Source organism: Halorubrum sp. CGM4_25_10-8A, assembly GCF_005435025.1.
Lineage (GTDB): Archaea > Halobacteriota > Halobacteria > Halobacteriales > Haloferacaceae > Halorubrum > Halorubrum ezzemoulense.
Map to the genome: position 1 here is coordinate 1 of NZ_SGTX01000031.1, position 21,564 is coordinate 21,564.

Sequence of the window (21,564 nt, forward strand, 5' to 3'; positions counted from 1 at the left end):
CCCCCACTACGCCCACCGACTGCCCCCGAAGCGACTCGTCGCTCATGTGTGCGATTTGGTCTCGGTCCCCGTCAGTCGACGCCAACTCTCGACGGGGCTTTATTACGCGCTCCAGCGAGCGGCGGCGACGCGTACTCGTTCGGCTCGCTTTTTTTCCGACTTCGACCGTTTGATCGACATATGGGACGGCGGTCGCGGTCGTCTGACTCCGGTCCTGCCGATCGCTTCGGATCCTCCGGCACCGCCGGAGCCGACGGCGCTCCGGACGCGGTCGGGAGCGGAGCGCCGGTCGCCGCGAGCGACGGCGGCGTCGCCGACGCCGAGGCGGCCCGGAGCGGTTCGGACGGGTCGCGGGCGGCCGGCAGACCCGGCACCGCCGGCGTCCGCGTCGAGGTGGTCGTCCGCGACCCGACGCCGGCGCCGGTGGCGGCGGTGCTGCCGCCCGGCGCGGTCGCGGAGGACGTCGACCGCATCCGCGTCGACGACGGGGTGGTCTCGCAGTTCCGCGCCGACCGCGCCGTCGACGCCGAGCTCGTCTTCGACGGCGGCGACGAGTTCGTCTACCGCTGCCGGAGCAGGGCGCCGGGGCAGTTCCCCGCCGACGCGGTCGAGTCGCTCGGCTACCCGGTCTCGTCGGTGACGGTCCGGACGGCGCCCGACCGCGTCCGGCTCGGGCTGTCGCTGCCCGCGGCCGACCCGCTGGGCGACGTGATCGACGCGCTGGAGGCGACCGGCGAGTCCGCGCGGCTCGAACGGCTCACCAGCTCCGGCGGGGCCGACAGTCGATCGGACCCTGTCGTCGTCGACCGGGGGCGGCTCACGGACCGGCAGCGGGAGGTGGTCCGTACCGCTCAGCGCCTCGGCTACTTCGAACACCCCCGCGAGGCGAGCGCGACGGAGGTGGCCGACGCCATCGGCATCGCCCGCGCCACGTTCTCGGAACACCTCGCGGCCGCGCAGCGCCGCGTCTTCGAGGACCTCGTCGGCGGGTAGGTTCCCGCGCGCCGAGGGCGACCGCGGTATTGAAACCGTTCTGGCCCCGAGGAGAGGTATGTACCGGAGACGGTTCCTTCGACGGGCCGGCGCCGTCGGGAGCGCGGCGACGGCGGTCGGCCTCGCCGGATGCGCGGGCGTCGGCGGCGAACCCGACTTCGACGTGGGGATGCTCGCCGCCGCGTATCAGCCCCGAGAGATCACGGTCTCGGTCGGCGACACCGTCGTCTGGGAGAACACGAGCGCGCGGTCGCACACCGTCACCGCGACCGAGGGCGGACTGCCTGACGGCGCGGAGTTCTTCGCCTCCGGCGGCTTCGACGACTTCGAGACCGCCAAGGCGGCGTGGCAGTCCGACTTCGGCGGCATCCTGAAGAACGGCGACCGCTTCGAACACACCTTCACGGTCCCCGGCGCCCACGAGTACGTCTGTATCCCGCACCGCGAGGGCGGCATGTACGGGACCGTCGTCGTCGAGGAGTGAGCCGTGAGCCCGCCCGCCCCCCGCCGAAATCCATTCCCGCCCGCGTCACGAACGAGGGGTGACTGAGAGATGGACCTCTCGCCGCTCCTCGGGACCGACGTCCTGCTGTTCCTCGCGATCGGGCTGCTCGGCGGCGCCCACTGTATCGGCATGTGCGGCCCGCTCGTCACCGTCTACGCGAGTCGGATGGACGCCGACGGCGGCCGGACCGACGGCGGCGGGGCGGGCGCCGCGCGCACGGCGGACAGGGCGACCGGCCGCGAGGGGCACCTCACCACCTACGAGGTCCGCCAGCACACGCTGTTCAACCTCGGACGCGCGGCGAGTTACGCGACAATCGGAACGCTGCTGGGCGCGCTCGGCGGCGCGGTGTTCGTCACCACCGCGACCCTGACCGGCGCCGCCGAAACCGTCCGCGGCGGGGTCGGCCTCCTCGTCGGCGCGGCCGTCATCCTCGTCGGCGTCAGGTACCTCCTCGGCGGCGCGACCGGCGGGGTCCACCTCCCCGGGCTCGAACGCGTCACCGGGTGGCTCACCGGGTACGTCGACCGCCTCGCGAACGGCCCGGGGATCGTCGCGCTCGGCGCGGTCCACGGGCTGTTACCCTGTCCGATCCTCTACCCGGCGTACCTCTACGCGTTCGCCAGCGGCTCGGCGGTCGCCGGCGGCGTCGCGCTCGGCGCGCTCGGGCTCGGGACGATCCCGGCCGTCTTCGCCTACGGGACGCTGATCGAGAGCGTCGACCCCGTCCACCGCCGCCGGGTCCACCGGCTGCTCGGCGTCGCGTTCGTCGCGCTCGGCTACGTGCTGTTCGCTCACGGGCTGATGTCCGTCGGGATCCACGTGCCGCACCCGCGGCTCCCGTTCTGGAACCCGCTCGACGCCGGCATGGGGGGTATGTGAAATGAGCGGGGCCGCTCGACCGCCGGACGCGGGCGACGACCCCTCCGCGTGTACCCTCTGTGAGCTTCCGACCGAGGGCGTCGACGTCACCGACGGCGAGGGCAACCGCTTCTGTTGTACCGGCTGCCGCGACGTGTACGCCGCGCTCGGCGACGTCGACGTCGACGCCGACGCGGTCCGCGAGCGGCGGCAGGAACGCGGCGACGACGGTGCGGGCGGGCCTGACGACCCCGACGCCGAGGGCGGGTCCGGCGACCGCGACGTGCCCGAGGGTCACGAGGCGACGTTCCTGGAGGTCGACGGGATGCACTGCGCGACCTGCGAGGCGTTCATCGAGACGGTCGCGACCGACGCCGACGGCGTCAGCGGCGCGAGCGCGAGCTACGTCACCGACACGGTGCGGATCGACCACGACCCGGACGCGGTCACCATCGACGACCTCACCGAGACCGTGAGCGGGCTTGGATACAGCGCGTACGACCGCGACGACGCCTTCTCGCGCCGACAGGCGCGGAACATGGCGACGGCGCGGCTCGCCGCGGGCGTCCTCGTCGGGATGGCGGTCATGCTCCAGTACATCGTCCTCATCTACCCGACCTACTTCGCGTTCCCGTTCTACAACGAGCGCACGCTGGAGTACCTCAACCAGGCGATGGCCTCGACCTCCGGAACGTACTTCTTCATCGTCATCGGCGTCCTCACCACCATCGTCCTCTTCTTCACCGGGAAGCCGATCCTGCGGGGCGCGTACGTCAGCGCGAAGACGCGCTCGCCGAACATGGACCTCCTCGTCGCCATCGCGGCAGTGAGCGCCTACCTCTACAGCACGCTCGCGGTGATATTCGTCGAGTCGCCCTCGATATACTACGACGTGACCGTCGCCATCGTCGTCATCGTCACCGTCGGCAACCACTACGAGGACTCGGTGAAGGACCGCGCGACCGAACTGCTCTCCGAGGTCACCGCCGTCCAAGTCGACGACGCCCGGCGGCTGACCGCGGACGGAGAGCCGGAGTCGGTCGCCGTCGACGCGCTCGAACCGGGCGACCGGCTCCTCGTGCGCGCCGGCGAGCGAGTCCCGGTCGACGGCGAGGCGGTCGACGGCGACGCCGCGGTCGACGAGTCGGTCGTCACCGGCGAGTCGCTCCCGGTCCGGAAGGTCGCCGGCGACGCGGTCGTCGGCGGCTCCGTCGTCGCCGACGGGTCGCTCACGGTCGCGGTCGGCCCGGACGCGACCTCCAGCCTCGACCGCGTCGCGGAGCTGGTGTACGACCTCCAGAGCGGGAACCACGGCGTCCAGAAGCTCGCCGACCGGCTCGCGACGGTGTTCGTCCCCGCCGTCCTCGGCATCGCGGTCGTCGCCGCGGGCGCGTCGCTCGCGCTCGGCGGGGCACCGACCGACGCGATGCTCGTCGGGCTGACGGTGCTGATCGTCTCCTGCCCGTGCGCGCTCGGGCTGGCGACGCCGCTCGCGGTCGCCGCCGGCATCCGCGACGCGCTGGAGCGCAACATCGTCGTGTTCGACGACACCGTCTTCGAGCGGATCCGCGACGCGGACACGGTGGTCTTCGACAAGACCGGGACGCTGACCACCGGCGAGATGCGGCCGATCGCCCGCGAGGTCGACGACGACCTGCTCCGGCTCGCTGCCGCGCTCGAATCGCGCTCCGCGCACCCGGTCGGGCAGGCCGTCGCGGCGGCGCGAGCCGAGGTCGGCACCGAGGGCGCCGCGCTCGACGGCGCGACCGGCGACGGCACCGGGCCGGCCGTCGCCGACGGCGGCGCGGAGGCGGTCGACGCCTCGACGGAGGGGCCGGACCCCTCGGCCGACGCGGGCGGGCCCGCGGTCGAGTCCTTCGAGGACCACGCCCGCGGCGTCTCTGGCGTCGTCGACGGGGTCGAGGTCGTCGTCGGCCACCCGGACCTGTTCGACGAGCGCGGGTGGACCGTCCCCGACGCGGTCCGCGAGGCGGTCGCCGACGCGCGGGACGTGGGGCGCGTCCCGGTCGCGGTCGGCCGCGACGGCGCCGCGGAGGGGTTCCTCGTGGTCGGCGACGAGCTCCGCGAGGGCTGGGAGGAGACGGTGACGGCGCTCGATCGCTCGGGCGTCGAGGTGATCGTCCTCACCGGCGACGACGAGCGCGCCGCGACTGTGTTCGCCGAGCACGCCGCCGTCTCGTCGGTGTTCGCCGGCGTGCCGCCCGAGGGGAAGGCCGAGGCGGTCGGGCGGCTGAAGGAGCGCGGCGTCACCGTGATGGTCGGCGACGGCACCAACGACGCGCCGGCGCTCGCGGCGGCCGACCTCGGGGTCGCGCTCGGCGGCGGCACCGCGATGGCGGCCGACGCCGCCGACGTGGCGATCGTCGACGACGAGCTCGGCTCCGTGGCGACCGTCTTCGAGCTCGCCCGGGCGGCCGGCCGGCGCGTGAAGGGGAACATCGGCTGGGCGTTCTGCTACAACGCGGTCGCCATCCCGCTCGCGGCGACCGGACTGCTGAACCCCCTCTTCGCCGCCGTCGCGATGGGGGCGTCGAGCCTCCTCGTGGTGACGAACTCCTCGCGGGCGCTGCTCGCGGACGACTGAGGGCGGCCCGTGACGCGGCCGCGCCCGCCCCTACCGCAAGCGACTTTCGGCTCACGCGAGTAGACCTGAGCGATGACAGACCAACAGCAGCAGCCCGCGACGCCGACGCGGAACGGAATGCCCGTTTTCGGGCTCGGCACGTGGGAGAACGACGACCCCGCCCAGTGTACCGAGTCGGTCGCGAACGCGCTCGACGCCGGCTACCGCCACGTCGACACCGCGCAGATCTACGGCAACGAGGCGGCCGTCGGCGACGGGATCGCGAAGAGCGACGTCGACCGCGGCGACATCTTCCTCGCGTCGAAGGTGTGGATCGACGAGCTCGCGCCCGCGGACGTCGCCTCGTCGACCCGCGAGAGCCTCGACAAGCTCGGCGTCGACGCGGTCGATCTCATGTACGTCCACTGGCCGGCCGGAGAGTACGAGCCCGAGGAGACGCTGCCGGCGTTCGCCGAGCTCCGCGACGACGGCCTGATCGACCGCATCGGCGTCTCGAACTTCGAACCCGAACACCTCGACGCCGCGACGGACGCGCTCGGCGAGGCGCCGTTCGCGAACCAGGTCGAGATGCACCCGCTGCTCCGCCAGGAGGAGCTCCGCGACTACGCCGACGCCAACGGCATCGAGCTCGTCGCCTACTCGCCGCTCGCCCGCGGGGAGATTCTCGACGACCCGGCGATCGCCGACATCGCCGAGAAGCACGACGTCAGCGCGGCGCAGGTGAGCCTCGCGTGGCTGCGCGAGTCCGGCGTCACCGCCATCCCGAAGGCGACCGGGATCGACCACATCCGCGACAACCTCGCGAGCCTCGACATCGAACTCGACGACGAGGACGTCGAGGCCATCGACACGCTCGGCCGGACCGACCGGCAGCTGAACCCCGACTTCGGGCCCGACTGGTAGGGCGTCCGGCTCACTTCGCCGCCCGCGGGAGCGACACCGTGATCCGGTTGCCGCGCTCGCGGCCGGCCGGATCGGAGTCGACCGCGACGTCCCCGTTGGACAGCTCCACGCTCCAGTAGACGACCCAGAAGCCGAGGCCGCTGCTGTGGTAGACGTGCGTCATGTCGTGGTCGCCGGTGAGCACGTCGGCCTCGACCGACGGTATCGCCGGGAGGTCGTCTTCGATCACGAGTTCGGCGCCGTCGTCGGTCCGACGCAGTCGGACCGTCACCGTCGGCCTCCCGTCGTCGCTGTGCTGAAACGGGTTCTCGAGGAGTTCGGTCACCGCCGACCGGAGTTCGCAGCGCCCGTCGACGGTGACCGCGTCGAGGCCGTCGACCGTGATCGACCCCTCGGGGTATCGGTCCCTGACGGTCTCGACGCACCCCTCGACCACGCTCCGGAGGTCGATCCGATCGGTCTCCCGCTGGTCGGTGATGAGATCGATGACCTCCCGTTCCTTCTCTGCGGTCTGGAGGAGGCGTTCGCCGACCCGTCGGATCACCGCCGTGTGTTCCGCCGCCTCCGGCACGTCGGCCTCGAGGTCCTCGACCGTCCCGAGGACGATGTTGAGTTCGTTTCGGAGGTTGTGGCGCAGGAGGTTGTCCATCACGACGAGCTGTCGTTCCCGACGGCGGCGGTCGGTGACGTCCTTGGTGAACCCCGTGATGCGGACGACCTCGCCGTCCTCGATTATCGGCTCGCCCTGGACCCACACCCACCGGTTGTAGTTCTCTTCGGGGTTCACCCGGTACTCAATATCGACGGAGTCGCCCGCGGCGAGCAGTTCCATCGCCTCCTCGACCGCGGGCCGGTCGTCCGGATGGACCGCGTCGAGGAACTTGTCCGGGTCGCCGCGGATCTCGTCAGTCGGCGTGCCGTATATGTCCTCGTACGCGGGGTTCACGAAGAGGAGCTCCGACCAGTCCGCGTCGAACATCCAGAGGACGTCGCCGGAGACCGCCGCGATTTCTTTGAGGTGTGAGGTGGCCTCCGCGCGCTGCCGCTCGGCGCGGACGCGGTCGGTCACGTCCCGCGAGCTGACGACGTACCCGTCGAGTTCGTCGTCGGTGAGATTCGACATCCGGCTCTCCAGCCAGACCCACGACCCGTCCGCAGTGTGGTGGCGGTACTCGACGGTCTCCTCGGCGAACCCGTCGCTGGTGATCGTTCGCTGGAACGCCGCACGGACCGCCTCACGGTCGTCCGGGTGTATGTACTCGAAGGCGACCTCGCCCACGAGCTCCGCCGGCGGGATGCCGAGAATCCGCTCTGAAGCCCCGTTAACGAACGTGAACCGACCTTCGTCGTCGACCAGGGCGATCTTGTCCTGGGCCTGATCGAGCAGCAGCCCGAGCGGTTCGGACCCGTTCATTCCCTCATGCTCCCACGCGTACGCGTATAATCGTCACGGCCGTTCGCGTCCGTCGGCGGTCACGGACGAACTACGCCACCGGAAGGGACCACGGCGTGTCGGGACGCGATCAGACGGTCCGAGTGGACCCCGTTCAGTCGTCGCTCGCCGAGAGCGCCTCTCGAATCTCTTCCAGCTTGAAATAGGATGCGAGACCGAGTATCGTCACGGGCCACAGACCGACGAACTGCCCGCGCTGCTTGTCGCCGCGCACGTAGTAGAAGTACAGCGCGAGCGCCACCGACCCCACGGACGCGAACACCGCGGGTCCGAGTCCGTCACTACCGACCTCTTCGACAACTTCTGCCGCCGTCTCTTCTGTTGTATCGCTCACATACGATTAACGCCCCAGACGGGCATATGTGTTTCCTTGCTGTGAGCCCTACTTCGGGCCGTATTCGTCTCACGTCGCCGGCGGCGGCGTCACGATGACCCCGACCGCTCGCTCCGAAACACGAGCACGAAGATCAGGACCGACAGCACGATCATGACCGCCGCGAACACGCGCTCGTCGTCTGTCACAGCGTCGACCGGATCTTGGAGCATACGTCCGGTACGGCCCCCACGCTAATGTATCTCGGTATCAGCGGCGAACGCGACTCGTCCCCGTCAACACTGGCGACTCCGCACGAGCGGACGCCGTCGCTCGGACCGCCGACGGCCGGCCCACCCTCCCGCGAACCGCACGAAACGATTTGAGGCCGCGGACCGTACTGCGAGCATGCGTGACATTAACCCGGACACGCTGATGCTGGTGGCGGGTGTGGCGATCTCACTGATCGCGCTCTTAGAGCTGTATCCGCTCTGGAAAAATCGGAGAGACGACCGACGGTGACGGCCGTCCCTTTCACACCGGACCCGCATTCGGCGGCCACGGCGCACCGACTCCCCGGCGGCCACGGCGACGGGCGTGCCGGTCCTGAGCGCGACACGGGGACCGGGCGGCGACCCTTCAGACGTGTTCCGCGAGGAAGTCGACGATCCCGCGGTACGCCTCGATCCGGTTGTCGAGCTTCGCGAACCCGTGTCCCTCGTCCTCGAAGATCAGTTTCCGCACCGGGACGCCCTGTTCGCGCGCCTCCTCGACGATCTGCTCCGCCTCGCCGACGGGCACCCGCGGGTCGTTCTCGCCGTGGAGGACGAACAGCGGGGCCGCGATCCGGTCGATGTTGTTGATCGGGGAGACGGACTCGAGGAACTCGCGGTCCGCGTCGAGCGAGCCGTACTCGGCCTCGCGCAGCGACCGCCGCCACTCCCCGGTGTTCTCCAAGAACGTCACGAAGTTCGCGATGCCGACGATGTCGACCCCGGCGGCCCACAGCTCCGGGTACTCGGTCAGCGACGCGAGCACCATGAACCCGCCGTAAGAGCCGCCCATCGCGACGACGCGGTCCGGGTCGACCTCGGGGTGGTCGTGGAGCCAGCTGACGCCCTCCCGGACGTCCTTCACCGAGTCCATCCGGTTCTCCACGTCGTCGAGCCCGGAGTACGCCTTCCCGTACCCCGAGGAGCCCCGGACGTTCGGTTCGAGGACCGCGTACCCGTTGTTCAGCAGGTACTGCGTCACAGAGGCGAAGGATGGCCGCCGCTGCGACTCCGGCCCGCCGTGGATGTCGACGACGACCGGGTACCCAGACTCCGGCGGCTCCGTCTCGGGCACGGAGAAGAACGCTGGGATCTCCCGGCCGTCGAACGTCGGGTAGTGGACCAGCTCGCGCTCGACGAACGTGTCCGCCGGGATCCCCGCGGTCGAGGCGCGCGTCCACCGCTCCGCCTCGCCGCTCGTCGCGTCGACGACGTGGACGTTCGCGTTGTGGGTGCTCCCCGTCGTCGTCACGGCGAACCGGTCGCCGTCGGGCCCGAAGCTCACGCCGCCGGCGACGCCGTCCGGGAGGTCCGGCTCCGGGAACTCGTCGATGCGGTCGGGGGCGACGAGTTCGCCCGCCGTGAGTTCGGTGTAGCCGTCGACGTTCCGGGAGTAGACGACCCGGCGGGAGGACTCGTCTATCGCGACGCCGTCGACGTTCCACTCGCCCCCGTCGGCGACGACGGCGAACTCGTCGGTCTCCAGGTCGATCCGCTCCAGGCGGAGCGTGTCGGTGTCGCGGTCGGTGACGAGGTACACGCTCTCGCCGTCGGGCCCCCACTCCGGACCGGCGTACCGCACGTCGCCCTCGTGGGGCGTGTGGTGGGTCAGGTCGCCGCTCGCGAGGTCGAGGGTGTACACGTCGTGGTCGAACGAGGAGTGCGCCTCGTGGACGATCAGCCGGTCGTCGCTCGGCGACCACCCGGCGACGGAGAGCCAGCCGTCCCCCTCGTGGACCAGCTCCGCGTCGTCGCCGGTCTCGTCGCGGGCCTGAACGTACACGTCGAAGACGGCCTCGTCGCGGCGGTTCGACGCGAACGCGAACCGGTCGCCCGCCGAGTCCCAGCCGCCCCACCGGTGTTTCGCCTCCGGCTTGGCCGTCAGCTCGGTGATCCCCCCCGACTCGTAGTTGAGCAGGTACAGCTGCGCGCGCTCGTTGCCGCCCTCGTCCATTCCGAACACCGCTTCGGACCGCTCCGGCGAGGAGTCGACGAAGGAGACTGACTCCTCGAAGAACGTGTGCTGCTCGGGCCACGACTCGGGCCCGCGGACCGACCACACCTGCCCCGTGCCGGTCGTGTCGAGGAGGAACGACAGCCGACCGTCGGGGCCGAGGTCGGCGCCGCCCGCGTTCCGCACGTTGAGGTAGCGTTCGATGTCGTACTGTCGCATGACACTCGGTTCCGCGCCTGCCGTGAAACCGTTTCGGGTGACGGAACCCTCGCCGCGGTCCCGCGACTCCTCGAGATGCCGTGTCTTTTTACCGACTCCCCCCGTGCGGTCGGCGTATGCGCGTCGCGTTCGCCTCGCTCTTCGCCCCCGGACACGGGGAGACCCCGGCGCGAACGCGGACCCTGCGGACCGCTCGCGCGCTCGCCGACCGCGGCCACGACGTGGTCTGGCTCTGCGCACAGTGGTGGGGCGGCGACCACGACGCCTTCGAGGAGGACGGGATCGGGTTCCGGGCGGTCACCGTCGAGCCCGCGCCGATCCCGTTCGCCGCGCGGCTCCCGGCCGCGGTCCGGCGCGCGGGAGCCGACGTGGTCCACGCGGTCAACAGCCCGCCGACGCCGGCGCTCGCAGCCACGGTCGCGGGGTCGCTCTCGCGGGTCCCGGTCGTCGTCGACTGGTGGCGCGACCACCCCGCCGACGCCCGCCGGTGGTACCGGCCGCTCGCCCGCCGCGCGGACGCGGTCTCGACCCCCTCGCGGACCACGAAGACCCGCGTCCGCGAGCACGGGGCGGACGGCGACGACGTGCGCGTGCTCCCCGAGAGCATCGACTTCGACGCGGTCGAGTCCGCCGGCGTCGACGACCGCTTCGACGCGGTGTACGCCCGGCGACTCGACCGCCACGCCAACGTCGAGACGTTCCTGCTCGGGCTCGCCGAGCTGCGCGGCCGCGACTGGACCGCGGCGGTGATCGGCGACGGCCCCGAGCGCGGCCGGATCGAGGCGACCGCCAGCAACCTCCGGATCGCCGACCGGGTCGAGTTCCTCGGCGACCTGCCGCTCGACGAGCGGCTCCCGATACTCAAGGGGACGCACGTCGCGGTCGCCACCGCCACGTGGGAGACGTTCGCGACCGACCTGCTGTGGGCGGTCGCGTGCGGCTGCGTCGCCCTCGTGGAGTACCAGGCCGACTCCAGCGCCCACGAGCTCGTCGAGGGGCGCGAGCGCGGGCGACTCGTCACGAGCCCGGCGGAGCTGGCCGACGAGTTCGTCGCGGTCGGCGACCTCGAACGCCGTGCGGTCGACCGCGAGTTCGCGTCGTTCGACCGCGAGGCGGTTATCGACCGGTACGTCGCGCTGTACGAGGAGCTCGTCGACGGGGAGTGACGGGACTGCGGGGTGACCCGCGAACGGAGGAAGAACCGCGAACTGTCGGGAGGACCGCGGACCGGCGCGACGGACGGCGAGAGGGGAGCGACCGCCCGCTACGCCTGGTCCTGCCCGGTGATCGTGCCGCCGTACTTCATGAAGACGAACGCCAGCCCCAGCGTGCTCACCATCGCGATGAACGTCGCGATGCCGAGCGCGCGGGCGGCGTCCGGGACGAACACCGCGTTCGACCCGCCGCCGCCGACCTCGACGGTGGGGATGTCCTCGCCGACGGCGAGGCCGGCGTGCATGCCGACCGCGGTGTGGGGCACGCAGTGGTAGTGGGTGATCCCGGCGTCCTCGCTCGACGTCTCGTACTCGTACGTCGCTCCCTCCTCGCCGACGGGGTCGCCGCTGTCGAGGCTGGCCGGGCCGCCGCCCTCGACCGTCTGGACGTTGTGGGAGCCGCCGGCGCCCGTCCACTCCCAGGTGATCGTCGTCCCCTCGTCGACCCACACGAGTGTCGGGTCGAACGCGAGGCCTTGGTCGCCCGCCCCGACCGAGATGGTCACCGAGTCCTGACCGCGGGCGTCGGTGTACGACCCGACGTTCCCTTCGGTCGCGCTGGGCCAGTCGGGCTCCACTTCCTGTGCCGCCGCCGTCCCCGCCGTCGCCGTCGCCGCGCCGGCGGCGGCCGCCGCACCGCCGGCCGTCCGCATGAACGCGCGCCGAGAGACGTCGTCCGAACTCATACGAGGCGGTTCGTGGTGACCCGTAGTGAATATGTTGATCCGAACGCGGCGTCGACCCCGCTCTACTTATAAGAAATCGCCGCCTCGGCGGCCGGAAATCACAGCGAAATCTACCGCCGGATCCGGTCGAGGTCGTCGACGAAGGCCCGGAGCGCCGAGCGCGTCACGTGCGGCATACACACGACGCGGAGTTCGCCGGCGCCGGTCCGCGACACCTTCCAGCCGGCGTCGCGGAGCGACTCGAACTCCGACTCGGGCACGTCGGCCGCGACGAGCGGGAGCTCCGGCTCGACGACGCGGTAGCCGCGATCCGCGAGCTCGTCGGCGAGCCAGTCGGCGTTGTCGGCCGCGCGTTCGGCCGCCTCGCGGTATCCGTCGGGCCACAGCGCGTCCATCGCCGCGACGGCGCCCGCGACGCCCGCGCCGCTCCGGGTCCCGGTCAGCGTCGCCTGCGACCGGGACTCCAGGTAGGGGGTGTCGACCGCGAGCGCGTCGAGCGCGGCGTCCTCGCGCGCCAGCAGGCCGCCCGCCGGCACCGGGGCTTGCCCGTACTTGTGGGGGTCGATCGTCAGCGTGTCGACCGCGGCGTCGGCGAACGCCCACGCGTGGTCGGTGAACGGGAGGACGAACCCGCCCCACGCGGCGTCGACGTGGAACCGCGCCCCGACTTCCTCGGCGATCGCCGCCAGCTCGGGGATCGGGTCGACCCGCCCGTACTCCGTGCTGCCGGCGACGCCGACGACGAGTGCGGTCCCGTCGTTGACCGCGGCCGCGACGGCGTCGACGTCGGCCCGGAAGTCGTCGTCGAGGGGGACCGTCCGCAGCTCGACCCCGAGCACCTCCGCGGCCTTCGTGAACGAGAAGTGCGCGCTCGCCGGCGCGACGACGTTGACCTCGTTCCCGTCGCTCCCGCCGTGTCGGTTCCGCGCCGACCGCACCGCCTGGACGTTCGCCTCGGTGCCGCCGGAGGTGACGTACCCCGCGGCGTCGGCGGGGGCCGAGTGGGCCGCGAGCGTCGCGAGCCCCTCGACCGCCCGGGCCTCCAGCTCCGCCACCGACTCGTACGTCGCGGGGTCGCCGGGGTTCGTCGCGAGGAATCGCTCGGCGGCCGCGCGGGCGTCCGGGTGCGGCTCGGTACACATCGAGGAGAGCACCCGGTCGAACGACTGCGGCTCCGGTTCCGGCTGTCGCATCTGCCACCCTGTTACGTGGGGCGGCTCTTACCCGTTCCGCTCTCGGCGCCGGGAGAGAAACGCACCGCGAGCGGACTCAGCGAACCGAATCGAGTAGGAGGCGCTGTTCGGTCCGCTTCACCTCGTGTTGGACGTCGCGGACCGCGTCGATGTTCGCCGAGATCGAGGAGACCCCCTTCTCGACGAGGAACTCGACCATCTCGGGCTTCGAGCCGGCCTGCCCGCAGATGCTCGTGTCGACGCCGAGCTCGCGGCACGTCTCGATGGTGTCGCCGATGAGCCGCAACACGGCGGGGTGGAGCTCGTCGAACCGGTCGGCGACGTGCTCGTTGTTGCGGTCGACCGCGAGCGTGTACTGGGTGAGGTCGTTGGTCCCGAAGGAGGCGAAGTCGATGCCCGCCTCGGCGAGCTCCTCGATCTGGAGCGCGCTGGCGGGCGTCTCGATCATCACGCCCCAGCGGTGCGTCTCGGGGTCGATCCCGGCCTCGCGCATGTGCCGCGCGATCCCCTCCACGTCGGCGGCGTCGTTGACCAGGGGGAACATCACCTCCAAGTTGTCGTACCCCATGTCGTAGAGGCGCGCGAACGCGGCCAGCTCCTGCCGGAACGGCTCGGGCTTGTCGAGGCTCCGGCGGATCCCGCGCCAGCCGAGCATCGGGTTGTGCTCGGCCGGCTCGCCCTCGCCGCCCTCCAGCTCGCGGAACTCGTCGGTCGGCGCGTCGATGGTCCGGACGCGGACCGGTCGCGGGTAGAACTCGTCGGCGACGCGCCGGACGCCCTCGATCAGCTCGTCCTGATAGGCGCGGGCGCCGTGGTCGGCGATGTACGTCTCGGGCGTCTTCCCGAGCGACAGCACCATATGTTCGATCCGGAGCAGGCCGACGCCGTCGGCGCCCGTCGCCGCCGCGCGCTCGGCCGCTTCCGGGATCGAGACGTTCACCTTCACCTCCGTCGCCGTCATCGGCTTGACGGGGGTCTCGGGGCGCGCGGCCTCGACCGGCTCGAACTCCTCGCCCGGCTCGGCCGACTCGTCCTCGCCGGCCCGGAGCGTCCCCTTGTCACCGTCGAGCGTGACCTGCTGGCCGTCTTCGAGGACGCGGGTCCCGTTCCCCGTCCCGACGACCGCGGGGACGCCGAGCTCGCGGGAGATGATCGCGGCGTGGCTCGTCATCCCTCCCTCGTCGGTGACGATGCCGGCGGCGCGCTTCATCGCCGGCACCATGTCGGGCATCGTCATCTCCGTCACCATCACGTCCCCCTCCTGTACCTGATCGAGGTGGTCGAGCTTGTGGACGAGCCGGACGGCCCCGGAGACCACGCCCGGGCTGGCGCCGAGCCCGTCGACGAGCACGTCCGCGTCGTCGTCGCCGCCCCGCGCAGTCGTCGCGCCCTCGCCGTCGGCGGCCGCCGCGTCGGCGCCGCTCGCTCCGCCCTCGTCGCCGGCGTCCTCTCGGATCGTCGTGATCGGGCGCGACTGGAGCATGTATATCTCGCCGCCGTAGATCGCCCACTCGACGTCCTGCGGGGCGCCGTAGTGGTCCTCCACGCGCTCGCCGAGCTCGACGAGGTCGCCGATCTCCCCGTCCGAGAGGACCCGCTCGCTCCGCCGGTCCTCGTCGACGTCGAGCTGGACCGTCTCGCCGGTGTCGGGGTCTTTCACCATCTCGACTTTCTTGTCCGCGACGGTGACCTCGTCGACCGCGCCGCGCTCGCGGTCGTACACGTAGTTGTCGGGCGAGACGGTTCCGGAGACGACCGCCTCGCCGAGCCCCCACGCCGCCTCGATGGTGACCTGCGGGTCGCCCGTCGAGGGGTGGCTGGTGAACATCACGCCGGACTTCTCGGCGTCGACCATCCGCTGGACGACGACCGCGATGTCGACGTCCGCGTGCGGGAACCCGCGCTGCTGCCGGTAGTAGATCGCGCGCTGGGTGAAAAGCGAGGCCCAGCACTCCTTGACGCGCCGGAGGAGGTCGTCCTCGCGGACGTTGAGGAACGTCTCCTGCTGGCCGGCGAACGAGGAGTCGGGGAGGTCCTCGGCGGTCGCGGACGAGCGGACCGCGACGAACGCCTCCTCGCCGTCCTCGCCCATCGCCCGGTACTGTTCCAGTATCTCCTCGCGGACCTCCTCGGGGAACGGGGTGTCGAGGATCAGCCGCTCGGCGGTCGCCTCGGCCTCGCGGAGGGCGGCGGAGTCCTCCGGGTCCACGTCGACCGCGTCGAACAGCTCGTCGTCGATCCCGGCCTCCTCGATGAACGTTCGATACGTGCCCGCGGTGACGGCGAACCCCGGCGGCACCGGGAGCCCCGCACCGATGAGTTCGCCGAGCGACGCGGCCTTCCCACCGACGGTCCCGACGTCGTCGGCGTCGACGTCCTCCAGCAAGAGTACTGCCATTCGTGTACCCGGAGGATCCGCGAGGCGACCTATGAAGCTTCCGGCATGCGAAACGGTGAATAAAACACAACTCGGGACCGAGTTGTCTCCGACGGCGCAGCATGGGGGATCGTCCCGGACGCGAACCCGCGAACGAGCGACTGGCACCGTGCGGTAGCCCGACCGGAAACAGTTCGTCGACGACTGAACACCGATCGTCCGTCAAAACGAGGGCCGGAGCGTCGGGGACAGCGAACCGGATACCGGTTCGTACAACCTCATAATCGATGAATCGGTCTATACTTACCTCCCGTTCCGCGTTCGGATCCCGTAACGATTTACAGGGTCTGTAACAGCATTCCGGACGACTGTCCTCGGCTCGGAGTCCGCGTCGTCAGCTCTCATCGAGCCGCCGACGCTCGTCGCGCAGCAGTCGCTCCCAGAGCCCGAACAGGGCGCTGTCGAGGTCGTACGCCTCGTCGACGCGCCGGACCCAGCGGTCGTCGGCGAACAGGTGCCGCTGGAACCGACGCACGTCCGGCGAGAGGTGGTCCCGATCGCCGCCGTAGTACGACAGCGACTCCTCGCGGGTCCGCGCGATAAGGTCGGCGGGCACGTCGATGCCGTCCGCGGCCGCGACGTGGACGAACCACTCTAAGTGGAGCAGCGAGTCGGCGAGCAGGAACCGCTCGCGGAAGCCGGAGGCCCGCGACAGCGCCGGCGCGCCGTCGATCCGCACGTCGGCCGGCCGCGAGAACCGCGGCGCGGTCGCGGTCACGGACGCCCGGTCGGCGACCGCGCCGGCGACTCGGCGCAGCCGCCAGTCGCAGTACCGCACCGGCGCGATGAGCGCGAGCTCGTACCACGTCGGCAGCCACTCGCAGTACGGCTCCGAGAACGCCCCGTCCGCGAGCAGCGTCGCCGCGACCGACCGGGCCTCGTCCGGCGTCAGTTCGTCGGGGGCCGTCCGGAGGCGGCGCTCGACTCGGTCGCCGTTGAGGCTGTCGACGCCCGAAAAGCCCATTCCCTCGGCGACGCCGGCCGTGTACGCGCGGCCGGCGGCGTACCAGCTCGCGAAGTCGGCGGTCGTCGTCAGCCGCAGCAGTCGGAGGACCGTGATACTGACATGACGGGCCGGGCCGGAATAACCGTTCGGTCAGCGGTCGACCGCGCCCCCACTCACCGCACCGTCCCCGGCCGCCGCGTCGGCGTCGTCCCCGTCCGGTTCGGCCGATCCGTCGAGCGCGTCGTCGAGCCCCCACTCGGCCGCCCGGTCGCGGGCCTCGGCTCGCGCCTGCTCGCGGATCGCATCGATCCGGTCGTCGTCCGCGAGGAAGGCGGCGACGGCGTCGTCCTCGTCGTCGCCGTCGCGCAGTCGCTCTCCGGGCGCCGCGTCGCGGGTCCGCTCGGCGAGGTCGGCGTCGTCGGCCAGCTCGGTCGCGGCCGCGTCGGGCGCGACCCGCAGCGACTCCTCCTCGTGGGCCGCCGCCAGTCCGCTCCGGTCGACGGCGTACAGCTCGACGCGGTAGGGGCCGGGGACCGCGAGCTCCGCGAGCGCGTCCGGCCCGCCGCTGTCCGTCACCGTGTTGTACGCCAGCACGGGCACGCCGTCCTCGAAGGTGAGGACGCCGCGTGCCTTGCCCGAGAGTAGCAGCGTCTCCTGCGGGACGAGCGTCGCGTAGCCGGTCAGCCCGCGGTCGAGCGCGCGCGACAGCGTCGTTCCCACGTCGGAGACTACCCGCGAGCGCAGGAGCGTCCCCCGCGGGACGGTGAGGGTCGGCGACGCCGACCCGTCGCCCTCCGGGCTTCCGCTCATGGCGTGTCGGGCACGACCGCGCTGCGGAACCGGTCGGCGACCGCGTCGCCGTCGCCGTCGCGCACGTCGAGCCGGTCGGCGGCCCGCCGGTAGCGCGCGGCGGCCTCGCTCTCCGGCGCGTGCGCGATCAGCGGCTCGCCGGCCCGGCGCGCCGCGCGGACCGCGTCGCTCTCGGGGACGTTCGCGAGGACGGGGCCGCCGAAGTGGCGCTCCGCCTGCGCGGCGACGTCGTCGGCCCCGCCTCTGACCTTGTTGAACAGGACGCCGGCCGTCTCCGTGCCGTACGAGCGCGCGTACTCCTGGACCTTCAGGCCGTCAGAGAGCGCGGGGATCGTCGGCTCGACGACGACGACGACGCGGTCCGCGAGGACGACCGGCAGCACGGCGGACTTCGAGCCCAGCGCGGCGGGCGAGTCGAGCAGGAGCACGTCGGTGTCGCGCGCGAGCTCGGCCACCACGTCGCGGAGCCGCTCCGGCTCCGCGGCCTCGAAGCCCGCGAGCGAGGTGCCACAGGGGACGACCGAGAGTCCGAACCGCTCGTAGGTCGCCTCGTTCACGTCCGTCGCGGTGCCCTCGACGAGGAGGTCGTGAAGGGTAACCGCCGCGTCGTCGAGCCCGGCGTGAAAGAGGAGGTTCGCCATGCCGGTGTCGGCGTCCACGACGGTCACGTCGTGATCGGCCGCGAGCGCCATCCCGAGCGCGAGCGTGCTCGTCGTCTTCCCCGTGCCGCCCTTCCCGCTGGCGACCGCGAACGCCTCGACCATACGCCCGGTCGCCCGGCGGTCCGAATAAATCCTCTTCATCGCGCTCGCCCGCTTCGCTCCTCGGCCGTGTCGGCGGCAGCGCTTTTGATCCCGCGGCGCGATGGGAGCACCATGGTCGAGACGATAGCCGCCGACGAGTTCCGCGACAGGATCGACGAGCGACGGCGCGGCGAGCGCTCGTTCGCCGTGGTCGACACGCGACCCGAGGAGAGCTTCGCGGGGTGGCGCGTGGCGGACGCGGTCCACTACTTCTACAAGCCGTTCCACGAGTTCGACGTCGACGACTTCGAACGCGAGACCGGGCTCTCGACCGACGACAGCGTAATCACGCTGTGCGCGAAGGGGAAGGCCTCCGACGACTTCGCCGCCGAGCTCGACGCCGCGGGGTACGAGGACGTGACCGTCGTCGCCGACGGCATGCGCGGCTGGTCCGCGGTGTACGACAGCACCGAGGTCCCGCTCGGCGACCGGCCCGACGCGGCCCCGCCGCTCGACCTCGTCCAGGTCCAGCGCCGCGCGAAGGGGTGTCTGGGCTACCTCGTGGTCGGCGGTCGCGAGCCGGGCGACGCGGACCACGTTCCCGCCGACCGATCCGACGCCCGGGACGGCTCCGACCGCGTCGCCGTCGCTATCGACGTCTCCAGACACGGCGACGAGTGGGTCGAGGCGGCCGCCGAACGCGGCGCGTCGATCGCGGCCGTTGTCGACACGCACGTTCACGCGGACCACCTCTCGGGCGGCCGGGCGCTCGCTGACGACCTCGGTGTCCCGTACTACCTGCCCGCCGCGGCCGCTGCCCGCGACGTGGCCTCCGAGTTCGAGCCGATCGAACGCAACGAGACGCTGGACGCCGGCGGCGTCGACCTGAAGGCGCTCGCGACGCCCGGGCACACCGACGACGGCGCGAGCTACCTCGTCGGCGACGCGGCGGTGCTCACGGGCGACACGCTGTTCACCGACAGCGTCGGCCGGACGGAGCTCCAGTTCTCGGCGGACGACGGCGGCGAGGGCGGCGCGGACGGTGGAGGCGTCTCGGACGGGGGTGCCGCGGGCGCGGCCCGTCGGCTGTACGACTCGCTCCACGGGACGCTGCTCGCGCAGCCGGACGGCGTCGTCGTCTGCCCGGGCCACTTCGCCGTCGCGAACGACGGCTCGACCGGGGAGGTCGAGCCCGGCGAGCCCGTCTTCACGACGGTCGGCGCCGCGCGCGGCGAGATCGACGTCCTCGGCCTCGACGCGGACGACTTCGTCGAACGGATCACGCGGACGCTGCCGGAGAAGCCGCCGAACTACGAGTCGGTGATCGCGGCCAACCGCGGGGTCGAGTCGCCGGCGGACGAGACCGCCGCGATCGAACTCGAACTCGGTCCGAACCGCTGCGCCGCCGAGCCGGACGCCGGCTCCCCCGCGGACGACGACTGACGGCGTCGCGCCGAACCGCTTACTCGTCGTGGATGAAGACGAGCCGCTTCGACTCCGTGTTGACGAGACAGAGGTCGATCCCGTCGCGGGTGGCGCCGATCTGCTGCCAGCCGTGGTCGCTGACGAACAGCGTCTGGAAGACGCCGCGGTCGCAGTCCGGGTTCGGACAGCCGACCCCCGCGGCGTTCTTGTAGACGGTGGTCCCGCCGCCCGAACTCTGTCGCACCAGCCCGTCGGTCAGCGACCGGAACTCCTCGGCGGACATCGGACTCTCGGCGTCGTCGTCTCCCATGTCTCTGCGTTCGCGGGCGACCGTCTAAAAACCGCCTGCCCGTGGTAACAGGTGACACAGTGTCGGTCCGAAACGGCCTCCGCGCTCACTCCGCGTCGCCTTTCGCCCGCTCCGCGTGCGCGTCCGCGAGCCGCGTCGGCTCGGGGAGCTTGTAGCCCGCGCACAGCGCCGCGACGAGGTCGACGGCGCTCTCCGCGGACACGCGGTGCCCGGGACTGACGTAGAGGGGGTTCACCCGCCTGCTGTTCGGGTACTGGCGCGACTGGAACGCGTGGCCGATCACCGTCCCCGGCTCGGCCGTCGTCACCGCGTCGTCCGCGCGGATCGGCGTCCGCCAGCCCGCGGGGCGCTCGGCCGTCGGCTCGTCCGGCTCGCCGCAGAGGAGGCTCTTCGCGACGCCGACGCTCGGCACGTCGCACAGGACGCCGACGTGCGTCGCGAGCCCCGCCTCCCGGAAGTGGATCCGCCCGGAGCCGTCGCAGACCAGCAGATCGGCCTCGGCGTCGAGCGCGTCGAGCGCGGCCAGTATCGGCTCGCCCTCCCGGAACGCGAGCAGGCCCGGAATGTACGGGATCGACAGCGGCGTGGTCGCGCTTGCGTACTCGACCACGGTCCCGCCGCGGAGCGCGACCGCGGCGGAGACGGCGGCGTCGGGACGGTCGCCCGCGCGGTCGGTGCGGAACGCCTGGTCGACGCCGACGACGGTGGGCACACCGGACTCCTCCACCGCGCCGCCGGTACCGGGGAGCGTCTCGTTCGCGACCGCGTCCGGGCGAGCCGGCGGGAGGCCGTCGGCGAGCGAGGCGGCCGACTCGACCGCGACGGCGGCCGGGTCGAGCGCGTGGTCGTCGTCGAACGCCGCGGCCGCCGCGATCTCGCGCTGGAGCGACTCCATCTCCTGCCGCGACAGCGACGGGTCGGGACGGAGATCGGGCCGCGCGAGGTCCATTAGAAGCGTCCGCCCGGACCGCCGGGGCCTCCTGGACCCCCGGGGCCGCGGGCGCCGCCCATCGAGACGCCGCCCATGCCGCCCGCGGAGCGGGCGAGCCCCTCGTTGCGCTTGCCGAACGCGAGCCCGATGGCGAACCCGATCAGGTGCGCGAGGTGCGCGATGCCGCCCACGCCGCCCGTGCCGCTCGTGACCACGAGCAGCGCGGAGACGACCGCGATCCCCCACGTGAGGTACTTGATCTTCATCGGGATGACGAAAAAGAGGAGGACCTGCATGTTCGGCCGCCAGACGGTGAGGACGCCGAGGATCGCGAAGCCGGCGCCGCTGGCGCCGAGGACCCCCGTCGGCGGGGCGTTCGTCGCGATCGCGAAGAGGACGTGGCCGAGCCCCGCGGCGATCCCCGCCCCGAAGAAGAACGCCGCGAACCGCTTCGACCCGACGGCGCGCTCGACGAGGGGGCCGAAGAACAGGATGACCACGCTGTTGCCGATGATGTGGAACAGCTGTCCCGGGGCGTGCGAGAACACCGAAGTCACCCACGTCCAGACGTTCGTGACCGCCTCCGACTGGAGCACGAACAGGGTGTTGTGGAGCGATTGGCCGCCGACGAACAGCGCGACCCACTGCGCGACGAACGTGACCCACATCGCCAGCAGGATCGCGTACGTCGCGTTGTTGCGGAAGAAGCTCACGAACCCGCCGGTGCCGGTCTCGCGGTCGACCCGACGCTTGACGCGGTCGACGACTCCGCCCCCGCCGCCCCGCGCGTC

At 71.9% G+C, this 21,564-nt stretch carries 20 protein-coding genes; 7 read left to right on the plus strand and 13 right to left on the minus strand.

Annotated elements, in window-relative coordinates; translation table 11 throughout:
• Positions 1-180: 180 nt before the first annotated feature.
• The 5 genes from EXE52_RS17320 (at position 181) to EXE52_RS17340 (ending at position 5,867) form a co-directional block, all read left to right on the plus strand.
• Positions 181-993, plus strand: coding sequence for a helix-turn-helix domain-containing protein (locus EXE52_RS17320; protein WP_089307941.1), 813 nt, complete (start codon positions 181-183; stop codon positions 991-993).
• A gap of 58 nt (positions 994-1,051) precedes the next feature.
• Positions 1,052-1,477, plus strand: coding sequence for a plastocyanin/azurin family copper-binding protein (locus EXE52_RS17325; RefSeq protein WP_049932457.1), 426 nt, complete (start codon positions 1,052-1,054; stop codon positions 1,475-1,477).
• A gap of 69 nt (positions 1,478-1,546) precedes the next feature.
• Complete coding sequence (locus EXE52_RS17330; protein ID WP_049932459.1) at positions 1,547-2,380, plus strand: sulfite exporter TauE/SafE family protein; 834 nt, start codon at positions 1,547-1,549, stop codon at positions 2,378-2,380.
• Position 2,381: 1 nt separating this feature from the next.
• Complete coding sequence (locus EXE52_RS17335) at positions 2,382-4,964, plus strand: cation-translocating P-type ATPase (RefSeq protein ID WP_089307940.1); 2,583 nt, start codon at positions 2,382-2,384, stop codon at positions 4,962-4,964.
• 117 nt (positions 4,965-5,081) lie between these two features.
• The gene (locus EXE52_RS17340; protein ID WP_137703966.1) at positions 5,082-5,867 is read left to right on the plus strand and encodes an aldo/keto reductase; all 786 of its coding nucleotides are present in this window, start codon (positions 5,082-5,084) and stop codon (positions 5,865-5,867) included.
• A gap of 10 nt (positions 5,868-5,877) precedes the next feature.
• On the opposite strand, the gene EXE52_RS17345 is transcribed toward EXE52_RS17340, so the two are convergent.
• From EXE52_RS17345 to EXE52_RS17355, 4 genes are all read right to left on the minus strand, one after another.
• Positions 5,878-7,281: a PAS domain-containing sensor histidine kinase gene (locus EXE52_RS17345; RefSeq protein ID WP_179235223.1), complete on the minus strand. Its 1,404-nt coding sequence runs from the start codon at positions 7,279-7,281 to the stop codon at positions 5,878-5,880.
• A gap of 133 nt (positions 7,282-7,414) precedes the next feature.
• Positions 7,415-7,654 carry a hypothetical protein gene (locus EXE52_RS17350; RefSeq protein WP_049932464.1) on the minus strand — a complete coding sequence of 80 codons (240 nt, stop codon included), beginning with the start codon at positions 7,652-7,654 and terminating at the stop codon, positions 7,415-7,417.
• 89 nt (positions 7,655-7,743) lie between these two features.
• Positions 7,744-7,866, minus strand: a complete 123-nt coding sequence (locus tag EXE52_RS19070; RefSeq protein ID WP_254921814.1) for a hypothetical protein — start codon at positions 7,864-7,866, stop codon at positions 7,744-7,746.
• Positions 7,867-8,272: 406 nt separating this feature from the next.
• The gene (locus tag EXE52_RS17355) at positions 8,273-10,078 is read right to left on the minus strand and encodes a S9 family peptidase (RefSeq protein ID WP_089307939.1); all 1,806 of its coding nucleotides are present in this window, start codon (positions 10,076-10,078) and stop codon (positions 8,273-8,275) included.
• Between the two features lie 116 nt (positions 10,079-10,194).
• On the opposite strand from EXE52_RS17355, the gene EXE52_RS17360 reads away from it, so the two are divergent.
• Complete coding sequence (locus tag EXE52_RS17360) at positions 10,195-11,244, plus strand: glycosyltransferase (protein WP_089307938.1); 1,050 nt, start codon at positions 10,195-10,197, stop codon at positions 11,242-11,244.
• A gap of 98 nt (positions 11,245-11,342) precedes the next feature.
• Here EXE52_RS17360 and EXE52_RS17365 read toward each other — a convergent pair whose 3' ends face one another.
• The 6 genes from EXE52_RS17365 to EXE52_RS17390 form a co-directional block, all read right to left on the minus strand.
• Complete coding sequence (locus EXE52_RS17365) at positions 11,343-11,978, minus strand: halocyanin domain-containing protein (protein WP_049932469.1); 636 nt, start codon at positions 11,976-11,978, stop codon at positions 11,343-11,345.
• A 110-nt stretch (positions 11,979-12,088) separates the two neighbouring features.
• Positions 12,089-13,171, minus strand: coding sequence for a tyrosine decarboxylase MfnA (mfnA, locus tag EXE52_RS17370; protein WP_089307937.1), 1,083 nt, complete (start codon positions 13,169-13,171; stop codon positions 12,089-12,091).
• A gap of 76 nt (positions 13,172-13,247) precedes the next feature.
• Positions 13,248-15,569: a phosphoenolpyruvate synthase gene (gene ppsA, locus EXE52_RS17375; RefSeq protein WP_086216187.1), complete on the minus strand. Its 2,322-nt coding sequence runs from the start codon at positions 15,567-15,569 to the stop codon at positions 13,248-13,250.
• A gap of 373 nt (positions 15,570-15,942) precedes the next feature.
• Positions 15,943-16,572: a hypothetical protein gene (locus tag EXE52_RS17380; protein WP_049932475.1), complete on the minus strand. Its 630-nt coding sequence runs from the start codon at positions 16,570-16,572 to the stop codon at positions 15,943-15,945.
• Between the two features lie 132 nt (positions 16,573-16,704).
• Entirely contained in the window at positions 16,705-17,364 is a 660-nt protein-coding gene (locus EXE52_RS17385; RefSeq protein ID WP_049932476.1) for a hypothetical protein, read from the minus strand.
• Complete coding sequence (locus EXE52_RS17390; RefSeq protein ID WP_089307936.1) at positions 17,361-18,128, minus strand: AAA family ATPase; 768 nt, start codon at positions 18,126-18,128, stop codon at positions 17,361-17,363. The genes EXE52_RS17385 and EXE52_RS17390 overlap by 4 nt, the downstream gene beginning before the upstream one ends.
• Positions 18,129-18,239: 111 nt before the next feature.
• Between EXE52_RS17390 and EXE52_RS17395 the strand changes: the two genes are divergently transcribed.
• Positions 18,240-19,550: an MBL fold metallo-hydrolase gene (locus tag EXE52_RS17395; RefSeq protein WP_089307935.1), complete on the plus strand. Its 1,311-nt coding sequence runs from the start codon at positions 18,240-18,242 to the stop codon at positions 19,548-19,550.
• A gap of 19 nt (positions 19,551-19,569) precedes the next feature.
• Here EXE52_RS17395 and EXE52_RS17400 read toward each other — a convergent pair whose 3' ends face one another.
• The 3 genes from EXE52_RS17400 to EXE52_RS17410 form a co-directional block, all read right to left on the minus strand.
• Complete coding sequence (locus EXE52_RS17400) at positions 19,570-19,842, minus strand: hypothetical protein (RefSeq protein ID WP_004596496.1); 273 nt, start codon at positions 19,840-19,842, stop codon at positions 19,570-19,572.
• Positions 19,843-19,927: 85 nt separating this feature from the next.
• On the minus strand, positions 19,928-20,791 hold the full coding sequence (locus EXE52_RS17405; RefSeq protein WP_089307934.1) for an endonuclease V: 864 nt from the start codon (positions 20,789-20,791) through the stop codon (positions 19,928-19,930).
• Positions 20,791-21,564 (minus strand): rhomboid family intramembrane serine protease (locus tag EXE52_RS17410; protein WP_137703965.1); only part of this gene is annotated, 774 nt, incomplete at its 5' end. The genes EXE52_RS17405 and EXE52_RS17410, both read right to left, overlap by 1 nt.